The following is a 24107-nucleotide window of genomic DNA, read 5'->3' as shown; positions in this document are numbered from 1 at the left end:
AGCCGGCTATGTCGGCGAGGACGTCGAGAACATCATCCAGAAGCTGCTGCAGAACTGCAACTACGAAGTCGAGCGGGCGCAGCGGGGCATCGTGTACATCGACGAGATCGACAAGATTTCGCGCAAGTCCGACAACCCCTCGATCACGCGCGACGTCTCGGGCGAGGGCGTGCAGCAGGCGCTGCTGAAACTGGTCGAGGGCACGATGGCCAGCGTGCCGCCGCAGGGCGGCCGCAAGCATCCGAACCAGGACTTCCTGCAGATCGACACGACCAACATCCTGTTCATCTGCGGCGGCGCGTTCTCGGGCCTGGAGAAGGTGATCGAGCAGCGCACCGAGGCTTCGGGCATCGGCTTCTCGGCGCGCGTGCGCAGCAAGAAGGAGCGCACGCTCTCCGACATGTTCCGCGAGGTCGAGCCGGAGGACCTGATCAAGTTCGGACTGATCCCCGAACTGGTCGGCCGCCTGCCGGTGGTCGCCACGCTCGCCGAGCTGAGCGAAGATGCATTGGTGCAAATCCTTACCGAGCCGAAGAACGCGATGGTCAAGCAGTACAGCAAGCTGCTGGCCATGGAAGGCGTCGAGCTCGAGGTGCGCCCGAGCGCCCTGAAGGCCATTGCCCGCAAGGCCTTGAACCGCAAGACCGGCGCGCGCGGCCTGCGCTCCATCCTGGAGCAGTCGCTGATCGACACGATGTTCGAACTGCCGAACATCAGCAACGTCGAGAAGGTGGTGGTCGACGAGACCACCATCGAGGAAAGCAAGCCGCCCCTGCTGGTGTACCGCGAAGCGGCGAAGAAGGCATGAGGCTGGCTTCGCTGCGCATGACGCCGGCGCTGCCGGCATGACGAATCACAAATGACCCCGGGTCCTCACGGTCATTTGTCATCGAGCGCAGCGAGGTCATTCGTCATCCGGAGCGGCGCCCAATGGGCGCCGCTCGGTCTTTCATCATCTTTTTTGGGGCCATTCACCCCAGTCCGACCCCGCGCCCATGCGGCCGGGTTGAAAATGCCTGCATGCCAGCCATCTATGGCTGGTTACTACGAGGATCACCATGTCCGGACATACTCCTTTGCCCTCTGACCCGATGGACCTGCCGCTCCTCCCACTGCGGGACGTGGTGGTGTTCCCCCACATGGTCATCCCCCTGTTCGTCGGCCGGCCCAAGAGCATCAAGGCACTGGAAGCCGCGATGGAAGCCGAGCGCCGCATCATGCTGGTGGCGCAAAAGGCCGCCGCCAAGGACGAACCCTCAGTCTCCGACATGTTCGAAGTCGGCTGCATCTCCACGATCCTGCAGATGCTCAAGCTCCCCGATGGCACGGTGAAGGTGCTGGTCGAGGGGCAGCAACGTGCCCGCGTCGCCAAGATCACCGACGGCAATGCGCACTTCACCGCCACCGTGGTGCCGGTGGAGTCGGGCGAAGCCGAAGGCAAGTCGGCGGAGATCGAGGCGCTGCGCCGTGCCGTGCTCCAGCAGTTCGACCAGTACGTCAAACTGAACAAGAAGATCCCGCCCGAGATCCTGACCTCGATCGCCTCGATCGACGATCCGGGCCGCCTGGCCGACACCATCGCCGCGCACCTGCCCCTGAAGCTCGATAACAAGCAGGTGGTGCTCGATCTGTCCGAGGTGAAGGAACGCCTGGAGAACCTGTTCGAGCAGATCGAACGCGAGGTCGAGATCCTCAACGTCGACAAGCGCATCCGCGGCCGCGTGAAGCGGCAGATGGAGAAGAACCAGCGCGACTTCTACCTGAACGAACAGGTCAAGGCGATCCAGAAGGAACTGGGCGAGGGCGAAGAAGGCGCCGACATCGAGGAGATCGAGAAGAAGATCAAGCTCGCCAAGATGCCCAAGGACGCCAAGAAGAAGGCCGACGCGGAGCTCAAGAAGCTCAAGCTGATGTCGCCGATGTCGGCCGAGGCGACGGTGGTGCGCAACTACATCGACGTGCTCACCGGGCTGCCCTGGGCCAAGCGGACCAAGATCAAGCACGACCTGCAGTACGCCGAAGACGTGCTGAACGAGGACCACTGGGGCCTCGAGAAGGTCAAGGACCGCATCCTCGAATACCTCGCGGTGCAGCAGCGCGTCGACAAGGTCAAGGCGCCGATCCTGTGCCTGGTCGGCCCTCCGGGCGTCGGCAAGACCTCGCTCGGGCAGTCGATCGCGAAGGCGACCGGCCGCAAGTACGTGCGCCAGGCCCTGGGCGGCATGCGCGACGAGGCGGAGATCCGCGGCCACCGCCGCACCTACATCGGCGCGATGCCGGGCAAGGTGCTGCAGTCGCTGTCGAAGGTGGGCACCCGCAATCCGCTGTTCCTGCTGGACGAGATCGACAAGCTCGGACAGGACTTCCGCGGCGATCCGGCCTCGGCACTCCTCGAAGTGCTGGATCCCGAGCAGAACCACACCTTCAGTGACCACTACGTCGAAGTCGACTTCGACCTGTCCGACGTGATGTTCGTCGCGACCTCGAACTCGATGAACATCCCGCCGGCGCTGCTGGACCGGATGGAAGTCATCCGCCTCTCGGGCTACACCGAGGACGAGAAGACCAACATCGCCATGCGCTACCTGCTGCCCAAGCAGATGAAGAACAACGGCGTGAAGGACGAAGAGCTCGAGGTCACCGTGGATGCAGTGCGCGACATCGTGCGCTACTACACGCGTGAAGCGGGCGTGCGTTCGCTCGAGCGCGATCTGTCCAAGATCTGCCGCAAGGTGGTCAAGGGCCTGCAGCTGAAGAAGCTGACGCCGCAGGTGAGGGTCACGGCGGACAACCTCAACGACTTCCTCGGCGTGCGCAAGTTCACCTATGGGCGGGCCGAGGCGCAGAACCAGGTCGGCCAGGTGGTCGGCCTGGCGTGGACCGAAGTCGGCGGCGATTTGCTGACGATCGAGGCCGCGCTGATGCCCGGCAAGGGCCAGGTGCTGCGCACGGGTTCGCTGGGCGACGTGATGAAGGAATCGGTCGAAGCTGCCCGCACGGTGGTGCGCAGCCGCGCCCGCCGCCTGGGCATCACCGACGAAGTGTTCGAGAAGAAGGACATCCACGTGCACGTGCCCGATGGCGCGACGCCCAAGGACGGTCCTTCCGCGGGCGCGGCGATGACGACGGCCATCGTGTCGGCGCTCACGGGTATCCCGGTGCGGGCCGACGTCGCGATGACCGGCGAGATCACGCTGCGAGGCGAAGTCACCGCGATCGGCGGCCTGAAGGAAAAGCTGCTCGCGGCCCTGCGTGGCGGCATCAAGACGGTGCTGATCCCGGAGGAGAACACGAAGGACCTGCAGGACATTCCCGAGAACGTGAAGAACGATCTCGAGATCGTGCCGGTCAAGTGGATCGACCAGGTGCTGGCCGTGGCGCTCGAGCGCGAGCCCGAGCCACTGGTCGACGACGTGCCTGCCGCTACTCCGCCGGTGGCCGAAGGCGCAACCCCCGTGGCGGTGAAGCACTGAGGCTTGCAGTGAGCGTCAGGGGGTCGTGGGGCCTCCTTGAACGCGGAAGGCGCAGATGAGGCGCAGAACAGGCAGAAGGACATCCAACGAAGGAGTCTTCTGCGTCTTCTGCGTCTTCTGCCAGTCTTCTGCGCCTTCTGCGTTCAAAACTCTTCGATCACCGAAGGCGCCTGGTCAGCGCGCGTTTCAGCCCCGTGTCAGAAGCGGCCAAAATCTCCGCTATACTTACGGCTTCGACGCGGGAATAGCTCAGTTGGTAGAGCGCAACCTTGCCAAGGTTGAGGTCGCGAGTTCGAGTCTCGTTTCCCGCTCCAGACACGTCGAAAAAGGGAAGCATGCGCTTCCCTTTTTCTCTCTGTGCGAGATGGCGCGATAGCAAATCGGTTATGCAACGGATTGCAAATCCGTCTAGAGCGGTTCGACTCCGCTTCGCGCCTCCAGAGTCCATGCGGGAATAGCTCAGTTGGTAGAGCGCAACCTTGCCAAGGTTGAGGTCGCGAGTTCGAGTCTCGTTTCCCGCTCCAGACCAAAGGGAAGCGCCATGCTTCCCTTTTTCGTTTCCGGCGCGCCTGCGTCCTGCCGTCGCGTGCCGTACAGTGGCCGTCGCCGCCTCGATGGTGAAATCGGTAGACACAGCGGACTTAAAATCCGCCGCCCCTTAAAAAGGCGTGCCGGTTCGATTCCGGCTCGAGGCACCACCGGCCAGCGAACCATGCGCCCGGCGGCCCCGCTCCATCTCGGCTGCGATTATCATCCGGTGTGTGCTGCAACTCGGAGGCGAGCGCAGCCAGCCGTGCGGTCTGCGCGCTCGCCGACCGCGATCCCCCCAGCTCCGGGAGTGCAGTACATGAATTTCAGCGATGGAGACGCAGTGAGGCTGCAGACGGGCGGTCCCGTGATGACCATCCAGGGAGCGGTCGGTGACCTGCTTCTCTGCTCCTGGATGGATGAAAACGGCCGCGTGATCCGCCAGACGTATTCGCCGCGGCAACTGCAGCACAGCGACCACAGCCATCTGCTTGCCGTGCGGGCCTTGAAGCGGCTTGCCCGCAAGTGGAGCGTCCGCGCGACGTTCTGAGGCGGGCGCGTCTGCTCCCGCGCGCTCACTCGCAGCGCGAGTCGGCGACTACAGCAGCGACAGGCAGGCGGCCACGATCGCCACCAGTGCGCCGATCAGGAATACGACGCCGACGACCAGCACGCCACGCGAGAGCTTGCCGCCTTCTTCCTGCAGCCCGCCCGCCACGGTGGCGCCGAAGCCTTGAAATCTGGAACTCATGGACCCTTCTCCCGATAGCACCAGGAACGGCGGGCGTTTGCCACTGCTCATTCCGTCTTCCTGACGACCCTGGGTTCGTCAGCCTCACTTAAGAGTGCGCGAGCCGCATTGTCCAGCAGCAGCCGGGTGGACGCAACAGAAAAATGAGGGGAATGCTTAAACTGAAAGTCCGCACCGGCGGAGTGCGAGGAGAACGGCGATGCAATTCCACCTGAACGGCTTCAAGCCCGGAGATCCCCACCTGGTCGATGCGGCTGGATCGGCCATCCCGCACACCGACGCCGTGCCGGCGCAAGTCGACGTGCTGATCGTCGGCAGCGGCCCCGCCGGCCTGACGCTGGCCGCGCAGCTGGCCGCCTTTCCCGACATCCGCACCTGCATCGTGGAGCAGAAGGACGGCCCCCTGCAGCTCGGGCAGGCCGATGGCATCGCCTGCCGCACCATGGAGATGTTCGAGGCCTTCGAATTCAGCGAGCGCGTGCTGAAGGAGGCCTGCTGGATCAACGAGGTGACCTTCTGGAAACCCGACGAGAAGGAGCCGCAGCGCATCGTGCGCCATGGCCGCGTGCAGGACACCGAAGACGGCCTCTCGGAATTTCCGCACGTGGTGCTCAACCAGGCCCGCGTGCACGACTTCTATCTCGACCTCATGCGCAACGGGCCAAGCCGGCTCGAGCCGCACTATGCCCGCCGCTTCGTCGACCTGTCCGTGGAGCGCGGTGGTGACTACCCCGTGACCGTGCGGCTGGAGCGCACGGATGCAGCGCATGCGGGCGCGCAGGAGATGGTGCGGGCGCGCTACGTGGTCGGCTGCGACGGCGCGCGCAGCGCAGTGCGCAAGTCCATCGGCCGCCAGCTGGTGGGCGACTCGGCCAACCAGGCCTGGGGCGTGATGGACTTGCTGGCCGTCACCGACTTCCCCGACATCCGCTACAAGGCGGCGGTGCAGTCGGCCGCCGGCAACCTGCTGGTGATCCCGCGCGAAGGCGGCTACCTGGTGCGCCTGTACGTGGAGATGGACAAGCTGGGCGACGAGGAACGGGTTGCCAACCGCGGCATCACCCTGGAGCACCTGATCGCCGCGGCGCAGCGCATCCTGCACCCTTACACGCTCGAGGTGAAGGAGGTGCCGTGGTGGTCGGTCTACGAGATCGGCCAACGCATTTGCGACAAATACGACGAGGTGCCCGCCCGGGCAGCCGACCTGCCGCGCGTGTTCATCGCCGGCGATGCCTGCCATACCCACAGCCCCAAGGCGGGGCAGGGCATGAACTTCTCGATGCAGGACACCTTCAACCTCGGATGGAAGCTGGCGGCGGTGCTGCGCGGGCAGTGCGCCCCGCAGTTGCTGCACACCTATTCGGGCGAGCGCCAGGCGGTGGCCCAGCAGCTGATCGACTTCGACCGCGAGTGGGCCAAGATGTTCAGCGACCGCGCCAAGCAGGTGGGCGGTGGCGATGCGGAGGGCGTGGATCCGCGCGAGTTCCAGAAGTACTTCGAGCGGCACGGCCGCTTCACGGCGGGGCTGGGCACGCAGTACCGTCCCTCGGTCATCACCGGCGAAGCGGCGCACCAGAAGCTGGCCAGCGGCTTCGTCATCGGCACGCGCTTCCATTCGGCACCCGTGGTGCGCATCACGGATGCGAAGCCCGTGCACCTGGGGCATGTCGGCAAGGCCGATGGCCGCTGGCGCCTGTATGCGTTTGCCGGCGCGAACGACTACGCCGATGCCAGCGGCGGCGTGCGCGCCCTGTGCCGCTTCCTGGAGGAATCGCCCGATTCACCGGTGCGCAAGTACACGCGTGCCGGGCAGGATGTCGACGCGGTCTTCGACCTGCGCGCCATCTTCCAGCAGCCGCATCGCGCGCTGGCCATCGAGTCGATGCCTGCCCTGCTGCTGCCGCGCAAGGGCCGCCATGGCCTGCGCGACTACGAGAAGGTGTTTTCCGTGGACGCCAGGAGCGACATCTTCGACCTGCGCGGCGTGAATCGCGGCCAGGGCGCCCTGGTCGTGGTGCGGCCGGACCAGTACGTCGCGCACGTGCTGCCGCTTTCCGCGCATCGGGCGCTGGCGGATTTCCTGGCGGGGTTCATGTTGCCGGCGTAAGGCGCGCCTGCGGCCCGGTTGCCTCATCGGGTGGGCCGGGGCGCTACACTTGGGCCCGAGAGCACCATGTCCCAATACGACGCCCCCTTTGAAATCCACGTGCACGGCGACGTGCCGCTACGCACCGGGGTCACCTATGCGCAGTTGCAGGAAGCGCTGAAGCCGCTGTGGACCTATGCCGGCGCCAAGTCGCTGGCCGACGGCGCCGAAAGCGCCTACGAGGAAGAGCCGGGCATCAAGTTCGATGCGCAGGAGCGCATGCTCTCGATGTGCTGGACGGTCGCCGGCGACCTCGACTTCCGCCAGCAACTCGACGAGATGTGCATGTCCCTCAACGACCTCGCCGAGGAGGGCGCCGCGATCGAGGTGACCTACTACGACGCGCAGTTCGACGAGGAAGAGGCGCCGCCGGAAGACGAATCGCGCGACGACTTCCTGATGCTGTTCGTGGGTCCCACGCCGGCCGCGATCATGCAGGTGCAGCGCGATCTGCTGGTGCAGGACGTGGTGAACCTGATGGAACGCCACTTCGACGCCTCCGAACTCGATGGCGTGGTGACGGAGATCGACAAGCTCTTCTCCCAGCGCTTCGATGCGCTGGTGAGCTCGCTCGAACTCGGCAAGCCGCCGCGCGGCAGCGGCGGCGGCGGCGGCGGCAGCCATGGCGGCGGCCGGCGGCCGCGGCATTTGCACTGAACGCGCCGCCGGCCAGGTCATCCCGGGCGTGATCCGGGATCCATGCTGCGGCCGCCCCCCAGCCCCAGCCAACGCGCCGCAGCGGCGTGCAGCGCCTGCGCCGAGCCGCTGGTCTGCCATTGCACGTGGGCGCTGCCCTGCGGGTTCAGCAGGTCCTGCGCCTGCAGCAGGCGGCGCGTGTGCCGCGCCACCGGCGCGCCGGTCTCAACCAGCTGGACCTGCGGACCGAGCAGGTCGCGGAACACGTCGCCAGCGAACGGGTAGTGGGTGCAGCCCAGGACCAGCGTATCGATCTCGTCCGGCCCGTTGCCGAAGCGGCCTATGCCTGCCGTGTAGCGCTCGCAGAGGTCGCGGATGCGGGCCGTGTCGTCGTCCTCGATCGCGGCGGCCAGGCCGTCGCAGGGGACCAGCACGAAGTCGGCCTGCCCACGCAGGGAGGCCAGCAGCGCATCGAACTTGCCGGAGGACAGCGTGCCGCGGGTGGCCAGCACGGCGACGTGGCCGGTGCGGGTCAAGGCCGCGGCGGGCTTGAGCGCGGGCTCGACCCCGATCACGGGCAGATGCGTATGCCGGGCGCGCAGCAGATGCACCGCCGCTGCGGTGGCCGTGTTGCACGCGATCACCAGCGCCTTGATGCGGTGCTGCTCCAGCAGGTCGACGGCGATCGCAAGCGAGCGGCCGGTGACGAAGTCCTCGCGTTTCTCGCCATAGGGCGCATGCCCGGCGTCCGAGAAATAGACGAAGTTCTCCTGCGGAAGCTCGGCTCGCAGGGCGCGCAGGATGCTGAGCCCGCCGACGCCGCTGTCGAACACACCGATGGGTCTCTCACGGTCCATGGTCCGACTGTAGCGGGACGGTAGCGGCGGCAGGCCGGACAAGTTCAGGCGCGCGCGCCAGACAGCTTCCCGGTAGGCCGTGTCGCTCGGCAGCAGGCGCGACTTCAGGCGGCGGCGACGGGGATCTTCTTGAACTCGCCGGTGGCGATCTTCTTCGACCAGTCCGCGGGGCCGGTGGTGTGCACGCTCGTGCCGTTGGCATCGACGGCCACGGTCACCGGCATGTCGACCACGTCGAACTCGTAGATCGCTTCCATGCCCAGGTCTTCGAAGCCCAGCACGCGCGACTTCTTGATCGCCTTGGAGACCAGGTACGCCGCACCGCCCACGGCCATCAGGTAGGCCGCCTTGTGCTTGCGGATGGACGCTATCGTCTCGGGGCCGCGCTCGGACTTGCCGATCATGCCGATCAGGCCGGTCTGCCCCAGCATCGTGTCGGTGAACTTGTCCATGCGCGTCGAAGTGGTCGGGCCCGCGGGGCCGACGACCTCGTCGCCCACCGGATCGACCGGGCCGACGTAGTAGATGACGCGATTGGCGAAGTCGACGGGCAGCGGCTCGCCGCGCGCCAGCATGTCCTGGATGCGCTGGTGCGCCGCGTCGCGGCCGGTGAGCATCCTGCCGTTCAACAGCAGCGTCTGGCCGGCCTTCCAGGTGGCGATCTCTTCCTTCGTCAGCGTGTTCAGGTCGACGCGCTTGCTCTTTTGCGTGTCGGGCGCCCAGTCGATCTTCGGCCACAGGTCGAGGCTGGGCGGATCGATGTACGCGGGGCCCGAGCCATCGAGTTCGAAGTGCGCGTGACGCGTGGCCGCGCAGTTGGGGATCATCGCCACCGGCTTGCCGGCGGCGTGACAGGCGACCATGTTGATCTTGACGTCCAGCACCGTCGTCAGGCCGCCCAGGCCCTGCGCGCCTATGCCCAGCGCATTGACCTTCTCGTACAGCTCCAGCCGCATCTCTTCGAGCTTGGACAACTTCTCGCCGCGGGCGGACTTCGCCTGCAGCTCGTACATGTCGATGTCCTCCATCAGCGCTTCCTTGGCCAGCAGCACCGCCTTTTCGGCGGTGCCGCCGATGCCGATGCCCAGCATGCCGGGCGGGCACCAGCCGGCGCCCATGGTGGGCACGGTCTTGAGCACCCAGTCGACGATGGAGTCGCTCGGATTGAGCATGGCCAACTTGCTCTTGTTCTCGCTGCCGCCGCCCTTGGCCGCGACCGTCACGCCGATCTTGTTGCCCTGAACGAGTTGCAGGTTCACGACCGCGGGCGTGTTGTCCTTCGTGTTCCTGCGCTCGAAGTGCGGGTCGGCCACCAGCGAGGCGCGCAGGGTGTTCTCCGGATGCAGGTAGCCGCGGCGCACGCCTTCGTTCACCGCGTCCTCCAGGCTGCCGCCGAAGCCTTCGAGCCGCACGTCCATCCCGATCTTGAGGAACACGTTGACGATGCCCGTGTCCTGGCAGATCGGCCGGTGGCCCAGCGCGCTCATCTTGCTGTTGGTGAGGATCTGCGCAATCGCATCCTTCGCCGCCGGGCCCTGCTCGCGCTCGTACGCGCGGGCGAGGTGGGCGATGAAGTCGGCGGGGTGGTAGTAGGAAATGAACTGCAGCGCGGCAGCGACGGATTCGATCAGGTCGGCTGCTTGGATGGTCGTCGGCATCGTGTTCGGACGGTAATGGAGGGGCTTGCCCGCATTATCCCAAACGCTGTTGAGGTCCTTCGTTCACGCCGCTCAGGGGACGCGCTCGATCCGGGTGAAGTGGCACAGGCATTTCTGGCGCAGGGCTTGAATGGCGACCAGATGGTGCGCCTTGCAGCGTTCGGCCGGATGCGATTCTTCCCCGTCGGGTGGGCATGTCCACAGGCAGTGCACAAGCTCCGCATGCGAAATCAGCAGGTGCACCCACGGAACGGACAGGAGCGGAAGGGCCGCGCAGAGCAGACGCATTTCCCCTATCTCACGGCTGACGCGCGCGTAGAGAGCCGCGTCCAGCCATGTGGACGTCAGCTCTTCGACGTGCTGTTCGTACTCCTCCAGCAGCGCCGCGAGCCGGAAAGCTGTGGTATCGGCAGTGGGAAACTGGCAAACCGACATGGTGTTGCTCCAGATCGGCCGGATTTTGTGCATGCAGGATCGGGCGGGTCTGTACGGTCTCGGGCAAAAGCGCGGATTTGGGGAGAGCTTGAGCGCTCGGCTGACGCCGCTGTAGGACGCGAAGCAGGTCGTCCGTCGCCCGGCCCCTGGCCGAGTGACGTCGGTCTAGACTGCCGAGACATGGCGCAAACACGTTCTCGCACCGAACGATCCCAGGATGCTGGATCGGCTCCAAGCCCGACGCAGAACCATCTGCTCGCCGCCTTGTCGCCTGACGTTCAGGGGCGTCTCTTTCCGCACCTCGAACTGACCGAGTTGCCGTTGCGCGCGCTGATGTACGAAGCAGGGCGCCCCATGCAGCACGTTTACTTCCCGACCGAGTCGATCATCTCGATGCAGTACCTGATGGAGAACGGCACCTCCACGGCGATCTCGGTGGTGGGCAACGAAGGATTGCTCGGCATCACCTTGTACATGGGTGGGGAGAGCACGCACAGCCAGTCAGTCGTGCAAAGCGCCGGTCACGCCTACCGCTTGCCCAGGTCACGCGTGAAAGAAGAGTTCGACCGGCACGGGGAGTTGCTGCTGCTGATGCTGCGCTATACGCAAGCACTGATCACCCAGGTGGCGCAGACCGCCGTATGCAACCGACACCACACCATCCACCAGCAGCTGTGCCGATGGCTGCTGCTTTCAATGGATCGCCTGTCGCACAACAGGCTGACCATGACCCAGGAATTCATCAGCAACATGCTCGGCGTTCGCCGTTCCGGCGTGACCATCGCGGCGTCAAGGCTGGAGCAGCTGGGGGTGATCTCTTACGAGCGGGGAATGATCCAGGTTCTGGACCGGCCGCAGCTCGAATCCCTGAGTTGCGAGTGCTACCGCGTGGTGAAGAAAGAGACGGATCTGCTGCTGCACTACCTGCCGCAGCGGCAAATCATCGCGGATGTCGCGGACATCCGGACAGTGACGCTTCCACAAGGCTAGCCGGCGAAGGGGGCATCAGCCTTTGAGAGACTGCCTGGGATCGCATCACGGTTGCAAGGCGTCGGGGCCGAAGTTCGAGAAGCTGGTCTCCTGAAGTTGCCAGACGATGACCGGCCGGTTCTTCCCGGCCGTGATGTAGTCGCGCATGGCTTGCCACGGCCCGGGGGCTGACTGGCGCACACGGCGGGTCACCGGGATGTGGAGTTGCCGGGAAAGTTCTTGCGGCAGGCCGTAGTAGGTGTCGATGAAGCTGTTGCCCACGACCTCGATCACCGGTTCACCCGCTATGGGCGCGACATAGTCGCGACGCTTGAACACGTCCTCGGGAAGGCTCAGGTCGCCGCGCGAACGGGCCAGGTTTGCCAGATCGCCGTAGCGCTTCTCGTCGATCCAGCGCGGCACCGGCAGCGCGGGGCCGTTCGGCCTGGCCACATCGGCCAGCTTCGCGGCCAGCTGGCGCGCGACCGCTTCTCCGCTTTCGCCGGTCCAGTGCGCATCGCGCGGAGAGAACGCAGGCCAGGCGGTTTCCACCTCCAGGCCTTTGGCGCGCAGCGTTTCCGCCAGCTGCTCGAATCCAGCCGAATGATGGCGCGTCCAGGCCGCGCGATCGGCAGGCAGCAGATCCACGTGCACGCGCGCCTTGTCGGGCACCAGCAGCAGGATCACGCGCGAGCCACGTGCTTTCGCTTCGCCGGCCATCTTCACGGCTTGCAGCACCGCCTGCGCGGTCTGGTTCTGGCGTTCGTCGACGAGGTAGTCCCAGCCCGGAAAGAGCCAGCCGTCCGCGCCCTTGACGATATCGATGGCAACCGGCCGCGAAAGCGTCTCGCCTGGTGTCGCGGCCCGCCCGGTCGGTGGCGGCGATGTGGCGGCCTGTGCCCTGACGGTCAGCAGCGGAATGCTCGCGACATAGGCTTGTCCGAGCGCGACCAGGGCGCAAGTCGCGGCGAGTCCCGCAATCACGTTACGGCCCATTGCCTTCCCCACTCCCGGAACGGATTTTCAATGAGCCGGTAGGTCACGGCTGCCAACCCCAGCGCAATCACGGCAGCAGCGGGGCCCGTACCCGGCACCAGCAGCTCCGCGAAGATGATCGCTGGCCAGTGCCAGAGATACCACGCGTAAGAGCGCGTACCGATCCACACGAGCAGCGGATGGCCCAGCAGCGGCAGCACGCCCGCGATGGCCAGCGCCGCACCTGCCACCGGCTGCAGTGCCGCGTAGCCCGGGAACGGCGTCGAGGGACCGAACACCGTCACCGCTGCGGCGATCATCGCGAGGCCGGCAAGGGCGGCCGGCCCGGGCAGGCGGATGCCGAGCAGCGCGAGAATCCCGCCTGCCGCCAGCTCCCACAGCCGGGTGGGCAAGCCGTAATACGCAAAGGGCACGAAGACCGGCGTCATGAACACCGACAGCGCCAGCGAAAGCGCCGCCAGCACGATCACCACGGCGAGCCGCATGCGGGCTGGCACGACCAGGATGAGGACCGGCCAGAGCAGGTAGAACTGCCCCTCGACCGCAAGGCTCCACATGTGCAGCAGCGGATTGAGGCTTGCCATGCCGGCGTGATAGTCGGCAGCCTGGCCGGTGAAGTGCAGGTTGGCCGTGTAGGTGAGCGCAGGCCAGACCCCGGCGGTGAGTTGGCCGACGCGATCCGGCGGCAGGATGGCCGCGCCTATGACTGCCGTGGCCAGCACGATCATGATGCCGGCCGGCGCCAGCCGCGCGAGCCGTCGGGTCCAGAACCGCATGAGGTCGAACGTGCCCGCGTCGCATTGCCGCGCGACCTGCCCGGTAATCAGGTAACCGCTGAGGACGAAGAACACGTCCACGCCCACGAACCCGCCGGTGAAACCAGGCACCCGCGCGTGATAGGCAACGACCGCGAGGATCGCGATCGCCCGCAGTCCCTCCAGCTGGAGATTGCGCTCGGTAGCACGCCTGCCGTGGTCCACTGCGGCAGTCTCGCAAGAGATGCGGCCCAAGGATGACATGCCACGCCTTTACCTCGGCACGGCGGTCGCCCGTGCTTCGGAGTGACCCGGTCCCCAGCGCGGGATCCGCAGCATGAACTCGGATCCCTTGCCACTGCCGCCGCTGCGCGCCTGGGCGACACCGCCGTGCAATTCCGCGATCTGGTTCACGATGGCCAGGCCGACGCCCAGGCCGCCTGGAACGAGGTCGCTGGCGCGCGGCTCCTGCGTGAAGAGCTCGAAGATCCGCGGCAGGATCTCGGGTGCGATACCGATCCCGGTGTCCTGCACGCGCAGCAGGATGTCGTCGGCCTCCTGCGTCGCCTTGACCCAGATGGAGCCGCCCTCCGGGGTGTACTTGATGGCGTTGGTCAGCAGGTTGGAAACCGCCTGCCGGATGCGATCCGGGTCGGCCAGCACCGGCAGCGGTTGATCCGGAAGCAGGCATTCGAGTTGCAGGCCCTTTGCGGTGGCGCGGGCTGCCTGGCCAGCCACCTCCTCCTCGAGCAAGGCGCGCACGTCGAACTCGGACAGCCTGAGCTCCAGCTTCCTGTGCTGCAGGCGCGAGACGTCCATCAGGTCGCTGGCAATGCGCTCCAGCACGCTGACCTGGTTGACTATCGTCTGGGCGACCTTGTGGATGCGCGGATCGTCGCTGGCGCGCATCAGGATCGTCGTGCAATTCCTGATCGGTGCCAGCGGATTGCGCAGCTCGTGCCCCAGCGTCTGCAGGAAGCGGCGGGTGCGTTCCATGGCCGCTTCGACGGCGCTGAGCTGGTTGCTGCGGTTCTCGGAACGCATGCGCAGGTCGGTCCGGTCCCGCATGATCTTGAGAAAGCCGCACAGCTCGCCGGACTCCTCGCGCACCGCCGTGACGGTGCCGGTGACCCAGATGCGGGTGCCGTCGGCGCGCAGGTGCCAGCGGTCGTCTTCCGAATAACTGTTCTGGCGCGCCAGGTCGAGTTCGTAGCGGTCCAGACCGAGTTCCACGTCCTCGGGAACGAACAGCGTGGCGGAGTGGCATCCCACGATCTCCTCCTCGCGGTAGCCGAAGATCTGTTCGGCGCCTGCGAGCCACGCGACGATGTGACCGGTCGGGTCGAACAGCACGATCGCGTAGTCGCGCAAGTTCGGCAGCGAGAGCTGGAGGAGGCGCTGCGCCTGGGGGGTCATGCGCGGATTTTCCCACGCGTGCGGCCTTCGCATGGCGCGCGGCAAGCCGCAACAGCAGCTTTGTTTTTCGCCCGCGGCGAGCGCGACGGCTGGCCCGCTGTCGGATCGCGCCTACAGCCACGTCAGGCCGATCCGTGTACGTTGGAACGGTCGCGTCACGGAGCCAACATGAATCTTTCCATTGCGGGCTCCCAGCTCGAATACTTCCACATCTGCGCGTTCTTCAACAGCAAGGAAGAGGAGTACGACGTGCTCGGCCCGTTCTTCAAGGAGGCGGTCGACCAGGGCGAGAAGAACCTGCACATCGTCGATCCGGAATTTGCCGCGCAGCACCGCTCCAGGCTGAGCGACGCCGGCATCGACACGCCGCATTGCGAGGCGTGCGGCCAACTGGAAATCCTCAACTGGCGGGACGCCTACCTCGATGCCGACGGCGTGTTCGACAAGGACCGCATGCTCGGCGTGGTCGACCATCTCACCGGGACCGGCCGCGATGCCGGCTACAAGCGCCTGCGCATCATGGGCAACATGGACTGGACGCTCGACGCCGTGCCCGGCGCCGACAAGGTGATCGAGTACGAGGCGCAAGTCAACGAGGTGCTCGCCCGCAATCGCCAGCCCGCCGTGTGCGTGTACGACATCGCCAAGCTCTCCGCCGCGGTGATGATGGACCTCCTGCGCACGCATCCGCTCACGCTCATTGGCGGCGTGGTGCATGAGAACCCGTTCTACACGCCGGCCAGGGAAATGCTGGAGGAACTCCGGGGCCGCGCCGAGATCGCGGCTTGACGCGCTCGCCGCGCGTTGGCCGGCACGGTGGCTAGCAGTACCAACGAGCGCCCCGAGGACGACCGGGGCGCACTGAGAGACCTGATGGGCCTGCTGGCGCTGCCGGCGCTCTGGGCAGGCAAGGACCCGCGCAGCATCATCGACCTGATGGCCGGTGCGATTTCGCGCATCGTGCCGGTGCGCGTCGCGATCGCCGAGGTCCGCTTGCGCAGCAGGGGCACGCCGGTGGCCCTGATCCGGCTCGGCGCCGGTCCATGGACGGAGCAGTTCACTCCCGAATGGCTCGCCTTCGCGCATACCTGCCGATCGATCCCGCTGTATTCGGATCGCGGCGTGGCCGTGCCATCGCCCATCGGCGAGCTCCGGGTCTTGCGCTTCTTCATGGGTGCCGGCGCGCGCGACGAACGCATCTGGCTGGCGTCCCAGGCGCCCGGGTTTCCCACCATCAACAACGTGGCGTTCATGCGCGCGGCGGTGTCGCTGGCCGTCAGCGGACTGCAGACGGCGTACAGCGAGGCGGAGCGGAGCGAGGCGCTGCGCGCCAAGGACGAATTCCTGGCACTGCTCGGACACGAACTGCGCAACCCGCTCGCGCCCATCGTCACCGCGCTGGGATTGATCCGCCGCAAGGGTGCGGCCCACCTGGAAGACGAAATCTCGCTGATCGGCAGGCAGGTGCACCACCTGTCCCGGCTGGTGGACGACCTGCTGGACATCACGCGCATCACGCGCGACCGGGTCGACCTGGAGCGCAGCGTCTTCGAGCTGCGCCAGGCCCTGCTGGAAGCGGTGGAGATGGTGCTGCCGATGCTGGAGCAGCGCCGGCACTCGCTGCAGGTCGACATCGGCGAGCTGACCGGCTCGGTCGATGGCGACGCCCACCGCCTGCGGCAGCTGTTCACCAACCTGCTGGTGAACGCCGGGAAGTACACGCCGGAAGGCGGCGAGATCCGCGTGCACGCTCACCAGGCCGCTGGCCAGGCGAGCGTGACGATCAGCGACAACGGCAGCGGCATCGAGCCCGACCTGCTGCCGCGCGTGTTCGACCTGTTCGAGCAAGGCAAGGTCTCCAGCGACCGGGCGCAGGGCGGCCTGGGCATCGGCCTGGCGCTCGTGCGCAAGCTGGCCATGCTGCACGAAGGCAGTGTCACCGCGCACAGCGAGGGCGCCGGCAAGGGCGCGAGCTTCACGGTGCGACTGCCGCTCTGCCAGCCCGCTGCCGCGCCGGCCAGCGCCCCCGCGCCGGACCTCGCGCAGTCGGCCGCGGCCAAGGGGCAACGCGTGTTCCTGGTCGACGACAACAACGATGCCCGCGAGACCCTCAGTTCGCTGCTGGGCATGTTCGGCTACAAGGTGATGGCGGCCGCCGAAGCCGGCGAGGCGCTGCGCAAGGCACCGGACTTCGAGCCCGACGCCGTGATCCTTGACATCGGCTTGCCGGGCATGGACGGATACCAGCTCGCGGGTGCGATGCGCAGCAGCGATGGCGCCAAGCTGCGGGACGCCCGCTTCATTGCCCTCACGGGCTACGGTCAGGAGTCAGACCGGGCGCGCGCCTTGACCGCCGGCTTCCACACGCACCTGGTCAAGCCGGTGCAGATCGACGAACTGCTGCTCGCCCTCCACCGGCAGGCCTGAAAAAGTCCAGGGCGCCCGCCTGCACGGCGAGCGCCCCGGCAATCGCGACCAACAGGGCGACGTTCCTCAACCCCTTCACGACGCCCTTGATGCGACTCCTCTTGATGGCCCCTCTCTCCTTGCTGTGACGAGATGTGCACCGAACGTGCCAAGTGCTGCCGGGCTCGCGGGGCGCAGAAGTGCCGCATTGGCGGCACCAAGGAGCTGCGTGGGACGGCACCCTCCCCGCGCTTGCGGGCCAAAGTCCCCGGGAGCGGGGGAATTCCCCCGCTCCCGGCTTGCCCGGGTGGCGCACAGCCCCACCCAAAGCTGCTAGGGTGCGGCCCATGTCAACCCGCATCGAACACGACACCTTCGGACCCATCGCCGTGCCGGCCGAGCGGCTGTGGGGGGCGCAGACCCAGCGCTCGCTGCAGAACTTCGACATCTCCGGCGAGCGGCAGCCGCGGGAGATCATCCGGGCGCTGGCGCAGATCAAGCGCTCGTCGGCGGTGGTCAATCACCTGCTGGGGCTGCTCGATCAGCAGAAGGCCGCGGCGATCGTGGCCGCCGCCGATGAAGTGCTCGCTGGCCAGCACGACGCTGAATTCCCGCTGGTGGTCTGGCAGACCGGCTCCGGCACGCAGACCAACATGAACGTCAACGAGGTGCTGGCCAATCGCGCGAGCGAATTGCTGGGCGGCGTGCGCGGGGAGGGCCGCAAGGTCCACCCGAACGACGACGTCAACAAGAGCCAGTCGTCCAACGACGTGTATCCCACCGCGATGCACCTGGCCGCGGTGGACGCCATCAAGAACCGGCTGCTGCCCGCCCTGGCCACGCTGAAGGACACGCTGGCGGCGAAGTCCGCGGCCTTTCGCGAGATCGTCAAGATCGGCCGCACCCACCTGCAGGATGCAACGCCGCTGACCCTGGGCCAGGAGTTCTCCGGCTACGTGGCGCAGCTCGAACAGGGGGATCGCCACCTGCACGCCGCGCTGCCGCACCTGTGCGAGCTGGCCCTGGGCGGCACCGCGGTCGGCACCGGCCTCAACGCGCCCAAGGGCTACGCGGAAAAAGTGGCCGAGGAGATCGCGCGCCTGACCGGCCTGCCGGTGGTCACCGCCAACAACAAGTTCGAGGTGATGGCCGCCGCCGATGCGCTGGTGCATGCGCATGGCGCGCTGAAGACCGTGGCGGCCAGCCTGATGAAGATCGCCAACGACGTGCGCTGGCTGGCCAGCGGCCCGCGCAGCGGCATCGGCGAGATCAGCATCCCCGAGAACGAGCCGGGCTCCTCGATCATGCCGGGCAAGGTCAACCCGACCCAGGCCGAGGCGACCACCATGGTCGCCGTGCAGGTGATGGGCAACGACGCAGCCATCGGCTTTGCCGCCAGCCAGGGCAATTTCGAACTCAACGTCTTCAAGCCGGTGATTGCCTATAACTTCCTGCAATCGGTGCGGCTCTTGGCCGACGCGGCGAAAAGCTTCAACGACCATTGTGCCATCGGCATCGAGCCCAACCGCGAGCGGATCGACGAGCTGTTGAACAACTCGCTGATGCTAGTGACCGCGCTCAACCGCAAGATCGGCTATGATAACGCGGCCAAGATCGCCAAGAACGCGCACAAGAAGGGCACGACTTTGCGCGAGTCGGCGATTGAATTGGGCTTGCTGACGGGTGAGGAGTTTGACGCGGAAGTGAAGCCCGAGGCCATGGTCGGGCCGTTGAAGCTGAAGAAGTAGGGGGGCTTCGTCCCCGCTCATTCCGCCTCCCCCCATTCGTCACCCTCGGGCTCGACCCGAGGGCCCAGACTGCGGACGGTGGTGCTTGCCACAAGCCTGGGTCCTCGCGTCGAGTGCGAGGATGACGAATGATGGGTTGTGCCGAGTATTGAGCTGGAGCTTGGACCGGGCATCCCGCTCGTGCGCGGCTAGAGCCGCATCCTGCGCCTCCGCCACCCCCCTCCGATGCCCACTAGCCGACGCACCTGCACTTTGGCAGAGTGCGGGCAGCTAATGTGGCGTGCAGCGGAGCTAGTTGATGAGCAATGTCTATACAGGTCCTCGCATTTCTCGCCGCAAGGCGAGTGGGGCGTTTCTCGTGCCGCTGCTGGTTCTGCCGCTGATCATTTACAATATCGTGGCGTTCATCGTCTTCGGCGGTGCCGGAACGGGATGGGCCAATCCGGTGGTATCGATCCCGATGGTGTCGCGCGCCGTGTGGGGATTGACCGCCGGCGACCTGTTGCTGTTGGCCGGGCTGGTTTGTCTCTTCTTCGAAATCCTCAAATCCACCCGCACCGGATCGGCGTCGATCATCGAGCACATCTTCTCGACGGCCGTGTTCGTGGTCTTTTTGGTCGAATTCCTGCTGGTCGGCGCCGCGGCGACATCGACCTTCTTCATCCTGATGGTGATGAGCCTGATCGATGTGGTGGCCGGGTTCTCGGTATCGATCACCAGCGCCGAGCGCGACGTCAGCTACAATTAGGTGACGATAGTCTTGCGATAGCCCGACGGCATGCGCAGGGTCGAGGCGCGGGCGCCGGTGGCGTAGGCGTCGACGGCCACATCGACGGTGGCGCGGCGGCGAGCCCGCTGGGGGGGCAGGTTCTGGCGTTCGGCGAGCAGTTGAGAGAGGAAGGCCGCCTTCGGGCTGGTGCGGGTCAGCGTGGGCCGCGGGGTCGGCGCTTCGACGGGAACCGGCAGGGTAAACGGCTGCTGCGGTTCGCTCGATTTGTCCGACATGCCCTGACGCCTTTACTTGGTCCGGCATCAATTGCTTCAATGCCTGGGACCAAAATAAGTGCGGGGTTAAGTATTGTCGCGCGGAGTCCGGAAGTAGGGTTAACCGCATGTTTTCTGGGGCGTCCGGCCCCGTGACGGTGGAAAAGCGTGGTGTTTCCGCGCCCTGGGCCAGCCACCGCCGAGGGTGCCGTTCAGCCCTTGAACGTATCCTTGGCCCGGCGCAAGGCGGCAAATACCGCCACCGGATCATCCCCGGACAGCCCCATCGCCGCGGCGATTTCGGGCTGGTCGGCGCGCAGGAACGGGTTGGTGGCCTTCTCCATCGCCAGCGTCACCGGAATGGTGTGGTGGCCGGCCTCGCGCATTCGTTGCACCTCGGCCGCGCGGATCTGCAGCGCCGGATTCTTCGGATCGATGCTGAGCGCGAATCTGGCGTTGGACAGCGTATATTCGTGGCCGCAATAGATCAGCGTGTCCTCGGGCAAGTCGCGCAAGGTCAGCAGGCCCTCCCACATCGGGCCGGGCATCCCTTCGAACATGCGGCCGACGCCCAGCGAAAACAGCGCATCGGCGGTGAAGATGTGCCCTCCCACCGCGTCGTAATAGGCGATATGGCCCAGCGTATGCCCGGGCACGGCGAGCACGGCGAGTTCCACCGAGCCGATCTGCGCCTTGTTGCCGGGCGCTACCAGAATATCGAGGCCCTCGATCTTGTCGGCCTCGGCGCGCGGGCCGGTCACCATCACCTCGAACTCCCGGCGCAGTTCCGGGATGGCTTCGACGTGATCGAGGTGGTGATGGGTGATCAGGATGTCGCTGAGTTTCCAGCCCCGATGCAGCAGCGCGGACTTGATTGCCCCGGCATCGGGAGCATCTATGGCTGCGGTCTTGCCGGTGACTGTGTCATGGGCGAGGTAGCCATAATTGTCGGTGCGGCAGATGAAGACATCGATGATCAGGGTCACGGAAAAAATTCCCTACGGTTGGACGACGGTGGTCGCGCTTCGTCACGGATGACAAGCGCCGGCATTTTAGGCAGAATTGATCTTAACAACGAGGCAAAGATTGGCCGAGGACGTAAGGCGCCTGATCGAGTTCTACAAATCCCCTCTCGGGAGGATTGCCCGCGCCTTGATCCGCGAGCAGATCATCGAGTTTTCTGGCAACGTGCGGGGCCTGCGGGTTCTAGGCCTCGGCTTTGCCACCCCTTATATGCGCTTTTCGCTTGAAACGGCAGAGCGGGTGCTGGCTTTCATGCCGGCCCGGCAGGGCTCGTCCGCCTGGCCGCGCGAAGGGCCATCGCACACGGTGCTCTGTGATCCGCTGGAAATGCCGCTCACCGACTCGGCGGTGGACCTGATCATTGCCGTGCATGCGATCGAACACGCGGCCGATGCGCCCGAGCTGATGCGTGAAATCTGGCGGGTGGCGGCGCCCAACGCAAAACTCATCGTGGTGGTGCCGCGCCGCCGCGGGCTTTGGGCGCAGCGCGACAATACCCCGTTCGGCTCCGGCAACCCGTTCAGCCGGCCGCAGCTTGAAAAACTGCTGCGCGACCATTCGTTCATTCCCGAAATCTGGCGCGACGTGCTCTACGTGCCGCCCTCGCAAGCCAGCCTCGTGATCAAATCGGCGCGCTTCTTCGAGCGCACCGGACGAATATTCGGCCCGGCGCTCGCCGGCATCTCCTGCGTGCAAGCCCGCAAGGAACTCTTCCCCGCCATCGCGCGCCGCAAGAAGACCGAGCGCTATGTCCGCGTGCCGGCCCTCTCGGCGCAGACGGCGATGGAATTGCCGGGGTTTCAGATTTAGGGCATTCGTCACTCGCCATCCCCTCATTCGTCACCCTCGCGCTTGACGCGAGGGCCCAGACTGCGGGCGGCGTGCTTGACACAGGCGTGGGTCCTCGCGCCAAGCGCGAGGATGACGAAGGAGGGGGTAGTGCGTGCCCCCTCCACCCCCAACCTCTTTTCTTTGCCTTCCCCCCCGCCTTTCACTATGGTCGCGGCGATTTTTCAGGCCTCGAAGAGATCATGACCCTCCGTCCTACGCCGCAGCCCAGATTGCTGAGCATTGCGCCCTATGTGCCGGGCCGCTCGACCGCCAAGCCGGGGGTGAAAGCCACGAAGCTTTCGTCCAATGAAAGCCCGCTCGGGGCCAGCCCGCGCGCCATTGCCGCCTATAAGGCTGCGGCGGAGCACCTCGAGGTCTACCCCGAGGGCTCATCGAAAATCCTGCGCACGGCGCTGGGCGAGGTGCATGGGCTCGATCCCGAACGGATCATCTGCGGCAATGGCTCGGACGATTTGCTACACCTGCTCGCGCAAGCCTATCTCGGCGATGGCGACGAGGCGGTGATGAGCCAATATGGCTTTTCGGTCTATCCCATCGTCACCAAGGCCGCCGGCGCCAGCATCGTGATGGCGCCCGAGGCGGATTACAGCGCCGACGTCGATGCGCTGCTCGATGCGGTGACGGAGCGGACCAGGCTGGTGTTCCTCGCCAATCCGAACAATCCGACCGGCACCTATATCGGTGCGGCAGAACTGGCGCGGCTGCATGCCGGGCTGCGGCCCGATATTCTGCTCGTCATCGACAGCGCTTATGCCGAATACGTCACCGCTGACGACTATGACGTGGGCATCGACTTGGTGAACCGAGCCGAAAACGTCGTCATGGTGCGCACCTTCTCGAAGATGGGGCTGGCGGCCATCCGCATCGGCTGGATGTATGGGCCGGCGCACCTGATCGATGCGATCAACCGCATTCGCGGGCCGTTCAACGTCAACCTGCCGGCGCAACTGGCCGGTGCCGAGGCGACGCGCGATGTCGAATTCACGGCGAAACTCAAATCCTACAACGCGCAATGGCGCGGCTGGCTGGCCCGGTCGCTCGGTTCCAACAGCCTGCGCGTGATCCCGAGCCAGGCCAATTTCGTGCTGGTGCTGTTCAACGATGCCGAAACCGCGCAGCGGGCCTTCGAGGCGCTGCTGGAGGTGGGGCTGATCGTGCGCGAAGTGTCCGGCAGTTACGGCATTCCCAATGGATTGCGGATTTCGATCGGCGGCGAAGCGGCGATGCGCGGCGTGGTCGCCGTGCTCAAGGACTTTGGCGCAGCGGGAGCAGAGGCATGATGTTTGAAAAAATCGCGCTGATCGGTATTGGCCTCATTGGCTCCTCCATCGCCCGCGCCGTGCACCAGCATGGGCTGGCCGGCTCCATCGCCATCAGCACGCGCAAGGCCGAGACGCTGGCCGAAGCCAGGGCGCTGGGGCTGGGCGACAGCTACACGCTCGATTCGGCCGAGGCGGTACGCGGCGCCGATCTCGTCATCCTCTGCGTGCCGGTGGGCGCCTATGGCGCGGTGATGGCCGATATCGCCCAATCGCTGCGGCCCGGCGCGATCCTTTCCGATGTCGGTTCGGTCAAGGAGCATGTGGTCAAGGTCTTGGCGCCGCTGGTGCCCAAGGATGTCAGCCTCATTCCGGGGCATCCGATCGCCGGCACCGAATATTCTGGCCCGGCCGCGGGCTTTGCCGAGCTTTTCGTCGGCCGCTGGTGCGTGCTGACCCCTGGGCCCGAGGTGGCGCCGCAGGCGGTGGCAAAGCTCAGGGGGTTCTGGCAGGCGATCGGCTCGAAAGTCGAGATCATGGATCCGGGCCATCATGACATGGTCTTGGCCATCACCAGCCACGTGCCGCACCTCGTCGCCTACAACATCGTCGGCACAGTCGCAGACCTCGAAGCCGCGACGCAGTCCGAAGTGATCAAATTCTCGGCCTCGGGGTTCCGCGATTTCACCCGCATCGCGGCGTCCGATCCGGTGATGTGGCGCGACGTGTTTCTCACCAACCGCGATGCGGTGCTCGAAATGCTCGGGCGTTTCCTCGAGGACCTCAGCGTCCTGCAGCGCGCCGTGCGCATGAGCGATGGGCCGGCGCTCGAAGCCATGTTCACCCGCACCCGCGCCATCCGCCGCTCGATCATCGACGCCGGCCAGGAAACCGCCATCGCCGATTTCGGCCGCCCGCATGGGGCGGAAGCACCGGCGGTGGCGGAGGTTTCGGAGAACTCGGCATTTGTGGCGCGCGCGGACCACGGCGGCGGGGACGACGCGTAGAGTTATTAGAAGAAACCCCCACCCTTGCCTGCCGGCCTCCCGCCCCTCAAGGGGGAGGGACCGCCAGATTGCGCGGCCGGAGGCAAATCGGGCGCACGACTACTCCTAGAACAGCGCCGGAATGCTTGCGGCCGGCAAAATCCCGGCGAAGACCACGCCGGCGCGGATGTTGATGGTTTGCTTGTAGGTGCCATCGGCGGCGGGGCTG

22 protein-coding genes and 4 tRNA genes are annotated in these 24107 nt (G+C 66.1%); 17 read left to right on the top strand and 9 right to left on the bottom strand.

What is annotated here, in order from left to right; translation table 11 throughout:
- From clpX to JWP60_RS26820, 7 genes are all read left to right on the top strand, one after another.
- The coding region (gene clpX / locus JWP60_RS25755) for an ATP-dependent Clp protease ATP-binding subunit ClpX (protein WP_299798147.1) at positions 1-808 on the top strand (808 nt) is incomplete at its 5' end.
- A 250-nt stretch (positions 809-1058) separates the two neighbouring features.
- The gene (gene lon / locus JWP60_RS25750; RefSeq protein WP_299798144.1) at positions 1059-3473 is read left to right on the top strand and encodes an endopeptidase La; all 2415 of its coding nucleotides are present in this window, start codon (positions 1059-1061) and stop codon (positions 3471-3473) included.
- Positions 3474-3711: 238 nt separating this feature from the next.
- Positions 3712-3787, top strand: a tRNA-Gly gene (locus JWP60_RS25745).
- A 52-nt stretch (positions 3788-3839) separates the two neighbouring features.
- Positions 3840-3913, top strand: a tRNA-Cys gene (locus tag JWP60_RS25740).
- Between the two features lie 8 nt (positions 3914-3921).
- Positions 3922-3997: transfer RNA gene (locus JWP60_RS25735), tRNA-Gly, on the top strand.
- Positions 3998-4081: 84 nt separating this feature from the next.
- Positions 4082-4171, top strand: a tRNA-Leu gene (locus JWP60_RS25730).
- A gap of 14 nt (positions 4172-4185) precedes the next feature.
- Positions 4186-4551 carry a DUF2158 domain-containing protein gene (locus JWP60_RS26820; RefSeq protein WP_363321009.1) on the top strand — a complete coding sequence of 122 codons (366 nt, stop codon included), beginning with the start codon at positions 4186-4188 and terminating at the stop codon, positions 4549-4551.
- 48 nt (positions 4552-4599) lie between these two features.
- On the opposite strand, the gene JWP60_RS25720 is transcribed toward JWP60_RS26820, so the two are convergent.
- The gene (locus tag JWP60_RS25720; protein ID WP_299798139.1) at positions 4600-4752 is read right to left on the bottom strand and encodes a hypothetical protein; all 153 of its coding nucleotides are present in this window, start codon (positions 4750-4752) and stop codon (positions 4600-4602) included.
- A gap of 199 nt (positions 4753-4951) precedes the next feature.
- On the opposite strand from JWP60_RS25720, the gene JWP60_RS25715 reads away from it, so the two are divergent.
- Both JWP60_RS25715 and JWP60_RS25710 read left to right on the top strand, forming a co-directional pair.
- The gene (locus tag JWP60_RS25715; protein WP_299798137.1) at positions 4952-6859 is read left to right on the top strand and encodes an FAD-binding monooxygenase; all 1908 of its coding nucleotides are present in this window, start codon (positions 4952-4954) and stop codon (positions 6857-6859) included.
- 66 nt (positions 6860-6925) lie between these two features.
- A complete protein-coding gene (locus tag JWP60_RS25710; RefSeq protein ID WP_299798135.1) occupies positions 6926-7555 on the top strand; it encodes a DUF6806 family protein in 630 nt (209 codons plus the stop codon).
- A 17-nt stretch (positions 7556-7572) separates the two neighbouring features.
- Here the strand turns inward: JWP60_RS25710 and murI are convergent, their stop codons facing one another.
- The 3 genes from murI to JWP60_RS25695 all read right to left on the bottom strand — a co-directional run bounded on the left by murI (position 7573) and on the right by JWP60_RS25695 (position 10517).
- Positions 7573-8391, bottom strand: coding sequence for a glutamate racemase (gene murI / locus JWP60_RS25705; RefSeq protein WP_299798132.1), 819 nt, complete (start codon positions 8389-8391; stop codon positions 7573-7575).
- 104 nt (positions 8392-8495) lie between these two features.
- Complete coding sequence (locus JWP60_RS25700; RefSeq protein WP_299798129.1) at positions 8496-10049, bottom strand: fumarate hydratase; 1554 nt, start codon at positions 10047-10049, stop codon at positions 8496-8498.
- A gap of 72 nt (positions 10050-10121) precedes the next feature.
- Positions 10122-10517 carry a hypothetical protein gene (locus JWP60_RS25695; RefSeq protein WP_299798126.1) on the bottom strand — a complete coding sequence of 132 codons (396 nt, stop codon included), beginning with the start codon at positions 10515-10517 and terminating at the stop codon, positions 10122-10124.
- Between the two features lie 147 nt (positions 10518-10664).
- Between JWP60_RS25695 and JWP60_RS25690 the strand changes: the two genes are divergently transcribed.
- Positions 10665-11474 carry a Crp/Fnr family transcriptional regulator gene (locus JWP60_RS25690; RefSeq protein ID WP_299798123.1) on the top strand — a complete coding sequence of 270 codons (810 nt, stop codon included), beginning with the start codon at positions 10665-10667 and terminating at the stop codon, positions 11472-11474.
- Positions 11475-11519: 45 nt separating this feature from the next.
- Here JWP60_RS25690 and JWP60_RS25685 read toward each other — a convergent pair whose 3' ends face one another.
- The 3 genes from JWP60_RS25685 to JWP60_RS25675 are packed head-to-tail and all read right to left on the bottom strand — an operon-like array spanning position 11520 to position 14620.
- Positions 11520-12449, bottom strand: coding sequence for a hypothetical protein (locus tag JWP60_RS25685; RefSeq protein ID WP_299798120.1), 930 nt, complete (start codon positions 12447-12449; stop codon positions 11520-11522).
- Complete coding sequence (locus tag JWP60_RS25680) at positions 12434-13429, bottom strand: acyltransferase (protein ID WP_299798117.1); 996 nt, start codon at positions 13427-13429, stop codon at positions 12434-12436. The genes JWP60_RS25685 and JWP60_RS25680 overlap by 16 nt, the downstream gene beginning before the upstream one ends.
- Before the next feature lie 48 nt (positions 13430-13477).
- Positions 13478-14620: a PAS domain-containing sensor histidine kinase gene (locus JWP60_RS25675; protein WP_299798114.1), complete on the bottom strand. Its 1143-nt coding sequence runs from the start codon at positions 14618-14620 to the stop codon at positions 13478-13480.
- A gap of 168 nt (positions 14621-14788) precedes the next feature.
- On the opposite strand from JWP60_RS25675, the gene JWP60_RS25670 reads away from it, so the two are divergent.
- The 4 genes from JWP60_RS25670 to JWP60_RS25655 all read left to right on the top strand — a co-directional run bounded on the left by JWP60_RS25670 (position 14789) and on the right by JWP60_RS25655 (position 19522).
- Positions 14789-15409 carry an MEDS domain-containing protein gene (locus JWP60_RS25670; protein ID WP_299798112.1) on the top strand — a complete coding sequence of 207 codons (621 nt, stop codon included), beginning with the start codon at positions 14789-14791 and terminating at the stop codon, positions 15407-15409.
- A 27-nt stretch (positions 15410-15436) separates the two neighbouring features.
- Positions 15437-17047, top strand: coding sequence for an ATP-binding protein (locus JWP60_RS25665; protein WP_299798109.1), 1611 nt, complete (start codon positions 15437-15439; stop codon positions 17045-17047).
- A 326-nt stretch (positions 17048-17373) separates the two neighbouring features.
- Positions 17374-18774: a class II fumarate hydratase gene (gene fumC, locus JWP60_RS25660; RefSeq protein WP_299798106.1), complete on the top strand. Its 1401-nt coding sequence runs from the start codon at positions 17374-17376 to the stop codon at positions 18772-18774.
- Positions 18775-19072: 298 nt separating this feature from the next.
- On the top strand, positions 19073-19522 hold the full coding sequence (locus JWP60_RS25655) for a hypothetical protein (RefSeq protein WP_299798103.1): 450 nt from the start codon (positions 19073-19075) through the stop codon (positions 19520-19522).
- Here the strand turns inward: JWP60_RS25655 and JWP60_RS25650 are convergent.
- Both JWP60_RS25650 and gloB read right to left on the bottom strand, forming a co-directional pair.
- A complete protein-coding gene (locus JWP60_RS25650; protein WP_299798100.1) occupies positions 19519-19779 on the bottom strand; it encodes a hypothetical protein in 261 nt (86 codons plus the stop codon). The two genes, JWP60_RS25655 and JWP60_RS25650, sit on opposite strands and share 4 nt — an antisense overlap.
- A 191-nt stretch (positions 19780-19970) precedes the next feature.
- Positions 19971-20744, bottom strand: coding sequence for a hydroxyacylglutathione hydrolase (gloB, locus tag JWP60_RS25645; protein WP_299798097.1), 774 nt, complete (start codon positions 20742-20744; stop codon positions 19971-19973).
- Positions 20745-20844: 100 nt separating this feature from the next.
- Here gloB and JWP60_RS25640 point away from each other — a divergent pair, with 100 nt between their 5' ends.
- The 3 genes from JWP60_RS25640 to JWP60_RS25630 all read left to right on the top strand — a co-directional run bounded on the left by JWP60_RS25640 (position 20845) and on the right by JWP60_RS25630 (position 23899).
- On the top strand, positions 20845-21591 hold the full coding sequence (locus tag JWP60_RS25640; RefSeq protein ID WP_299798094.1) for a methyltransferase domain-containing protein: 747 nt from the start codon (positions 20845-20847) through the stop codon (positions 21589-21591).
- A gap of 221 nt (positions 21592-21812) precedes the next feature.
- Positions 21813-22913 (top strand): histidinol-phosphate transaminase, encoded by a 1101-nt coding sequence (gene hisC, locus JWP60_RS25635; RefSeq protein WP_299798090.1) that lies wholly within the window; start codon positions 21813-21815, stop codon positions 22911-22913.
- Positions 22910-23899: a prephenate/arogenate dehydrogenase family protein gene (locus tag JWP60_RS25630; RefSeq protein WP_299798087.1), complete on the top strand. Its 990-nt coding sequence runs from the start codon at positions 22910-22912 to the stop codon at positions 23897-23899. Before hisC ends, JWP60_RS25630 begins: the two co-directional genes overlap by 4 nt.
- The last annotated feature ends 208 nt before the right edge of the window (positions 23900-24107 follow it).

The sequence above is a fragment of the Ramlibacter sp. genome (assembly GCF_028291745.1).
Lineage (GTDB): Bacteria > Pseudomonadota > Gammaproteobacteria > Burkholderiales > Burkholderiaceae_C > Ramlibacter.
Note: the sequence above shows the minus strand (reverse complement) of the source record. Positions and strands in the feature narration are given on the sequence as shown.

Coding starts and splice junctions, on each gene's coding strand:
- lon (WP_299798144.1), top strand. CDS start 1,059: ATGTCCGGACATACTCCTTTGCCCTCTGACCCGATGGACCTGCCGCTC.
- JWP60_RS26820 (WP_363321009.1), top strand. CDS start 4,186: ATGCGCCCGGCGGCCCCGCTCCATCTCGGCTGCGATTATCATCCGGTG.
- JWP60_RS25720 (WP_299798139.1), bottom strand. CDS start 4,752: ATGAGTTCCAGATTTCAAGGCTTCGGCGCCACCGTGGCGGGCGGGCTG.
- JWP60_RS25715 (WP_299798137.1), top strand. CDS start 4,952: ATGCAATTCCACCTGAACGGCTTCAAGCCCGGAGATCCCCACCTGGTC.
- JWP60_RS25710 (WP_299798135.1), top strand. CDS start 6,926: ATGTCCCAATACGACGCCCCCTTTGAAATCCACGTGCACGGCGACGTG.
- murI (WP_299798132.1), bottom strand. CDS start 8,391: ATGGACCGTGAGAGACCCATCGGTGTGTTCGACAGCGGCGTCGGCGGG.
- JWP60_RS25700 (WP_299798129.1), bottom strand. CDS start 10,049: ATGCCGACGACCATCCAAGCAGCCGACCTGATCGAATCCGTCGCTGCC.
- JWP60_RS25695 (WP_299798126.1), bottom strand. CDS start 10,517: ATGCACAAAATCCGGCCGATCTGGAGCAACACCATGTCGGTTTGCCAG.
- JWP60_RS25690 (WP_299798123.1), top strand. CDS start 10,665: ATGGCGCAAACACGTTCTCGCACCGAACGATCCCAGGATGCTGGATCG.
- JWP60_RS25685 (WP_299798120.1), bottom strand. CDS start 12,449: ATGGGCCGTAACGTGATTGCGGGACTCGCCGCGACTTGCGCCCTGGTC.
- JWP60_RS25675 (WP_299798114.1), bottom strand. CDS start 14,620: ATGACCCCCCAGGCGCAGCGCCTCCTCCAGCTCTCGCTGCCGAACTTG.
- JWP60_RS25670 (WP_299798112.1), top strand. CDS start 14,789: ATGAATCTTTCCATTGCGGGCTCCCAGCTCGAATACTTCCACATCTGC.
- fumC (WP_299798106.1), top strand. CDS start 17,374: ATGTCAACCCGCATCGAACACGACACCTTCGGACCCATCGCCGTGCCG.
- JWP60_RS25655 (WP_299798103.1), top strand. CDS start 19,073: ATGAGCAATGTCTATACAGGTCCTCGCATTTCTCGCCGCAAGGCGAGT.
- JWP60_RS25650 (WP_299798100.1), bottom strand. CDS start 19,779: ATGTCGGACAAATCGAGCGAACCGCAGCAGCCGTTTACCCTGCCGGTT.
- hisC (WP_299798090.1), top strand. CDS start 21,813: ATGACCCTCCGTCCTACGCCGCAGCCCAGATTGCTGAGCATTGCGCCC.
- JWP60_RS25630 (WP_299798087.1), top strand. CDS start 22,910: ATGATGTTTGAAAAAATCGCGCTGATCGGTATTGGCCTCATTGGCTCC.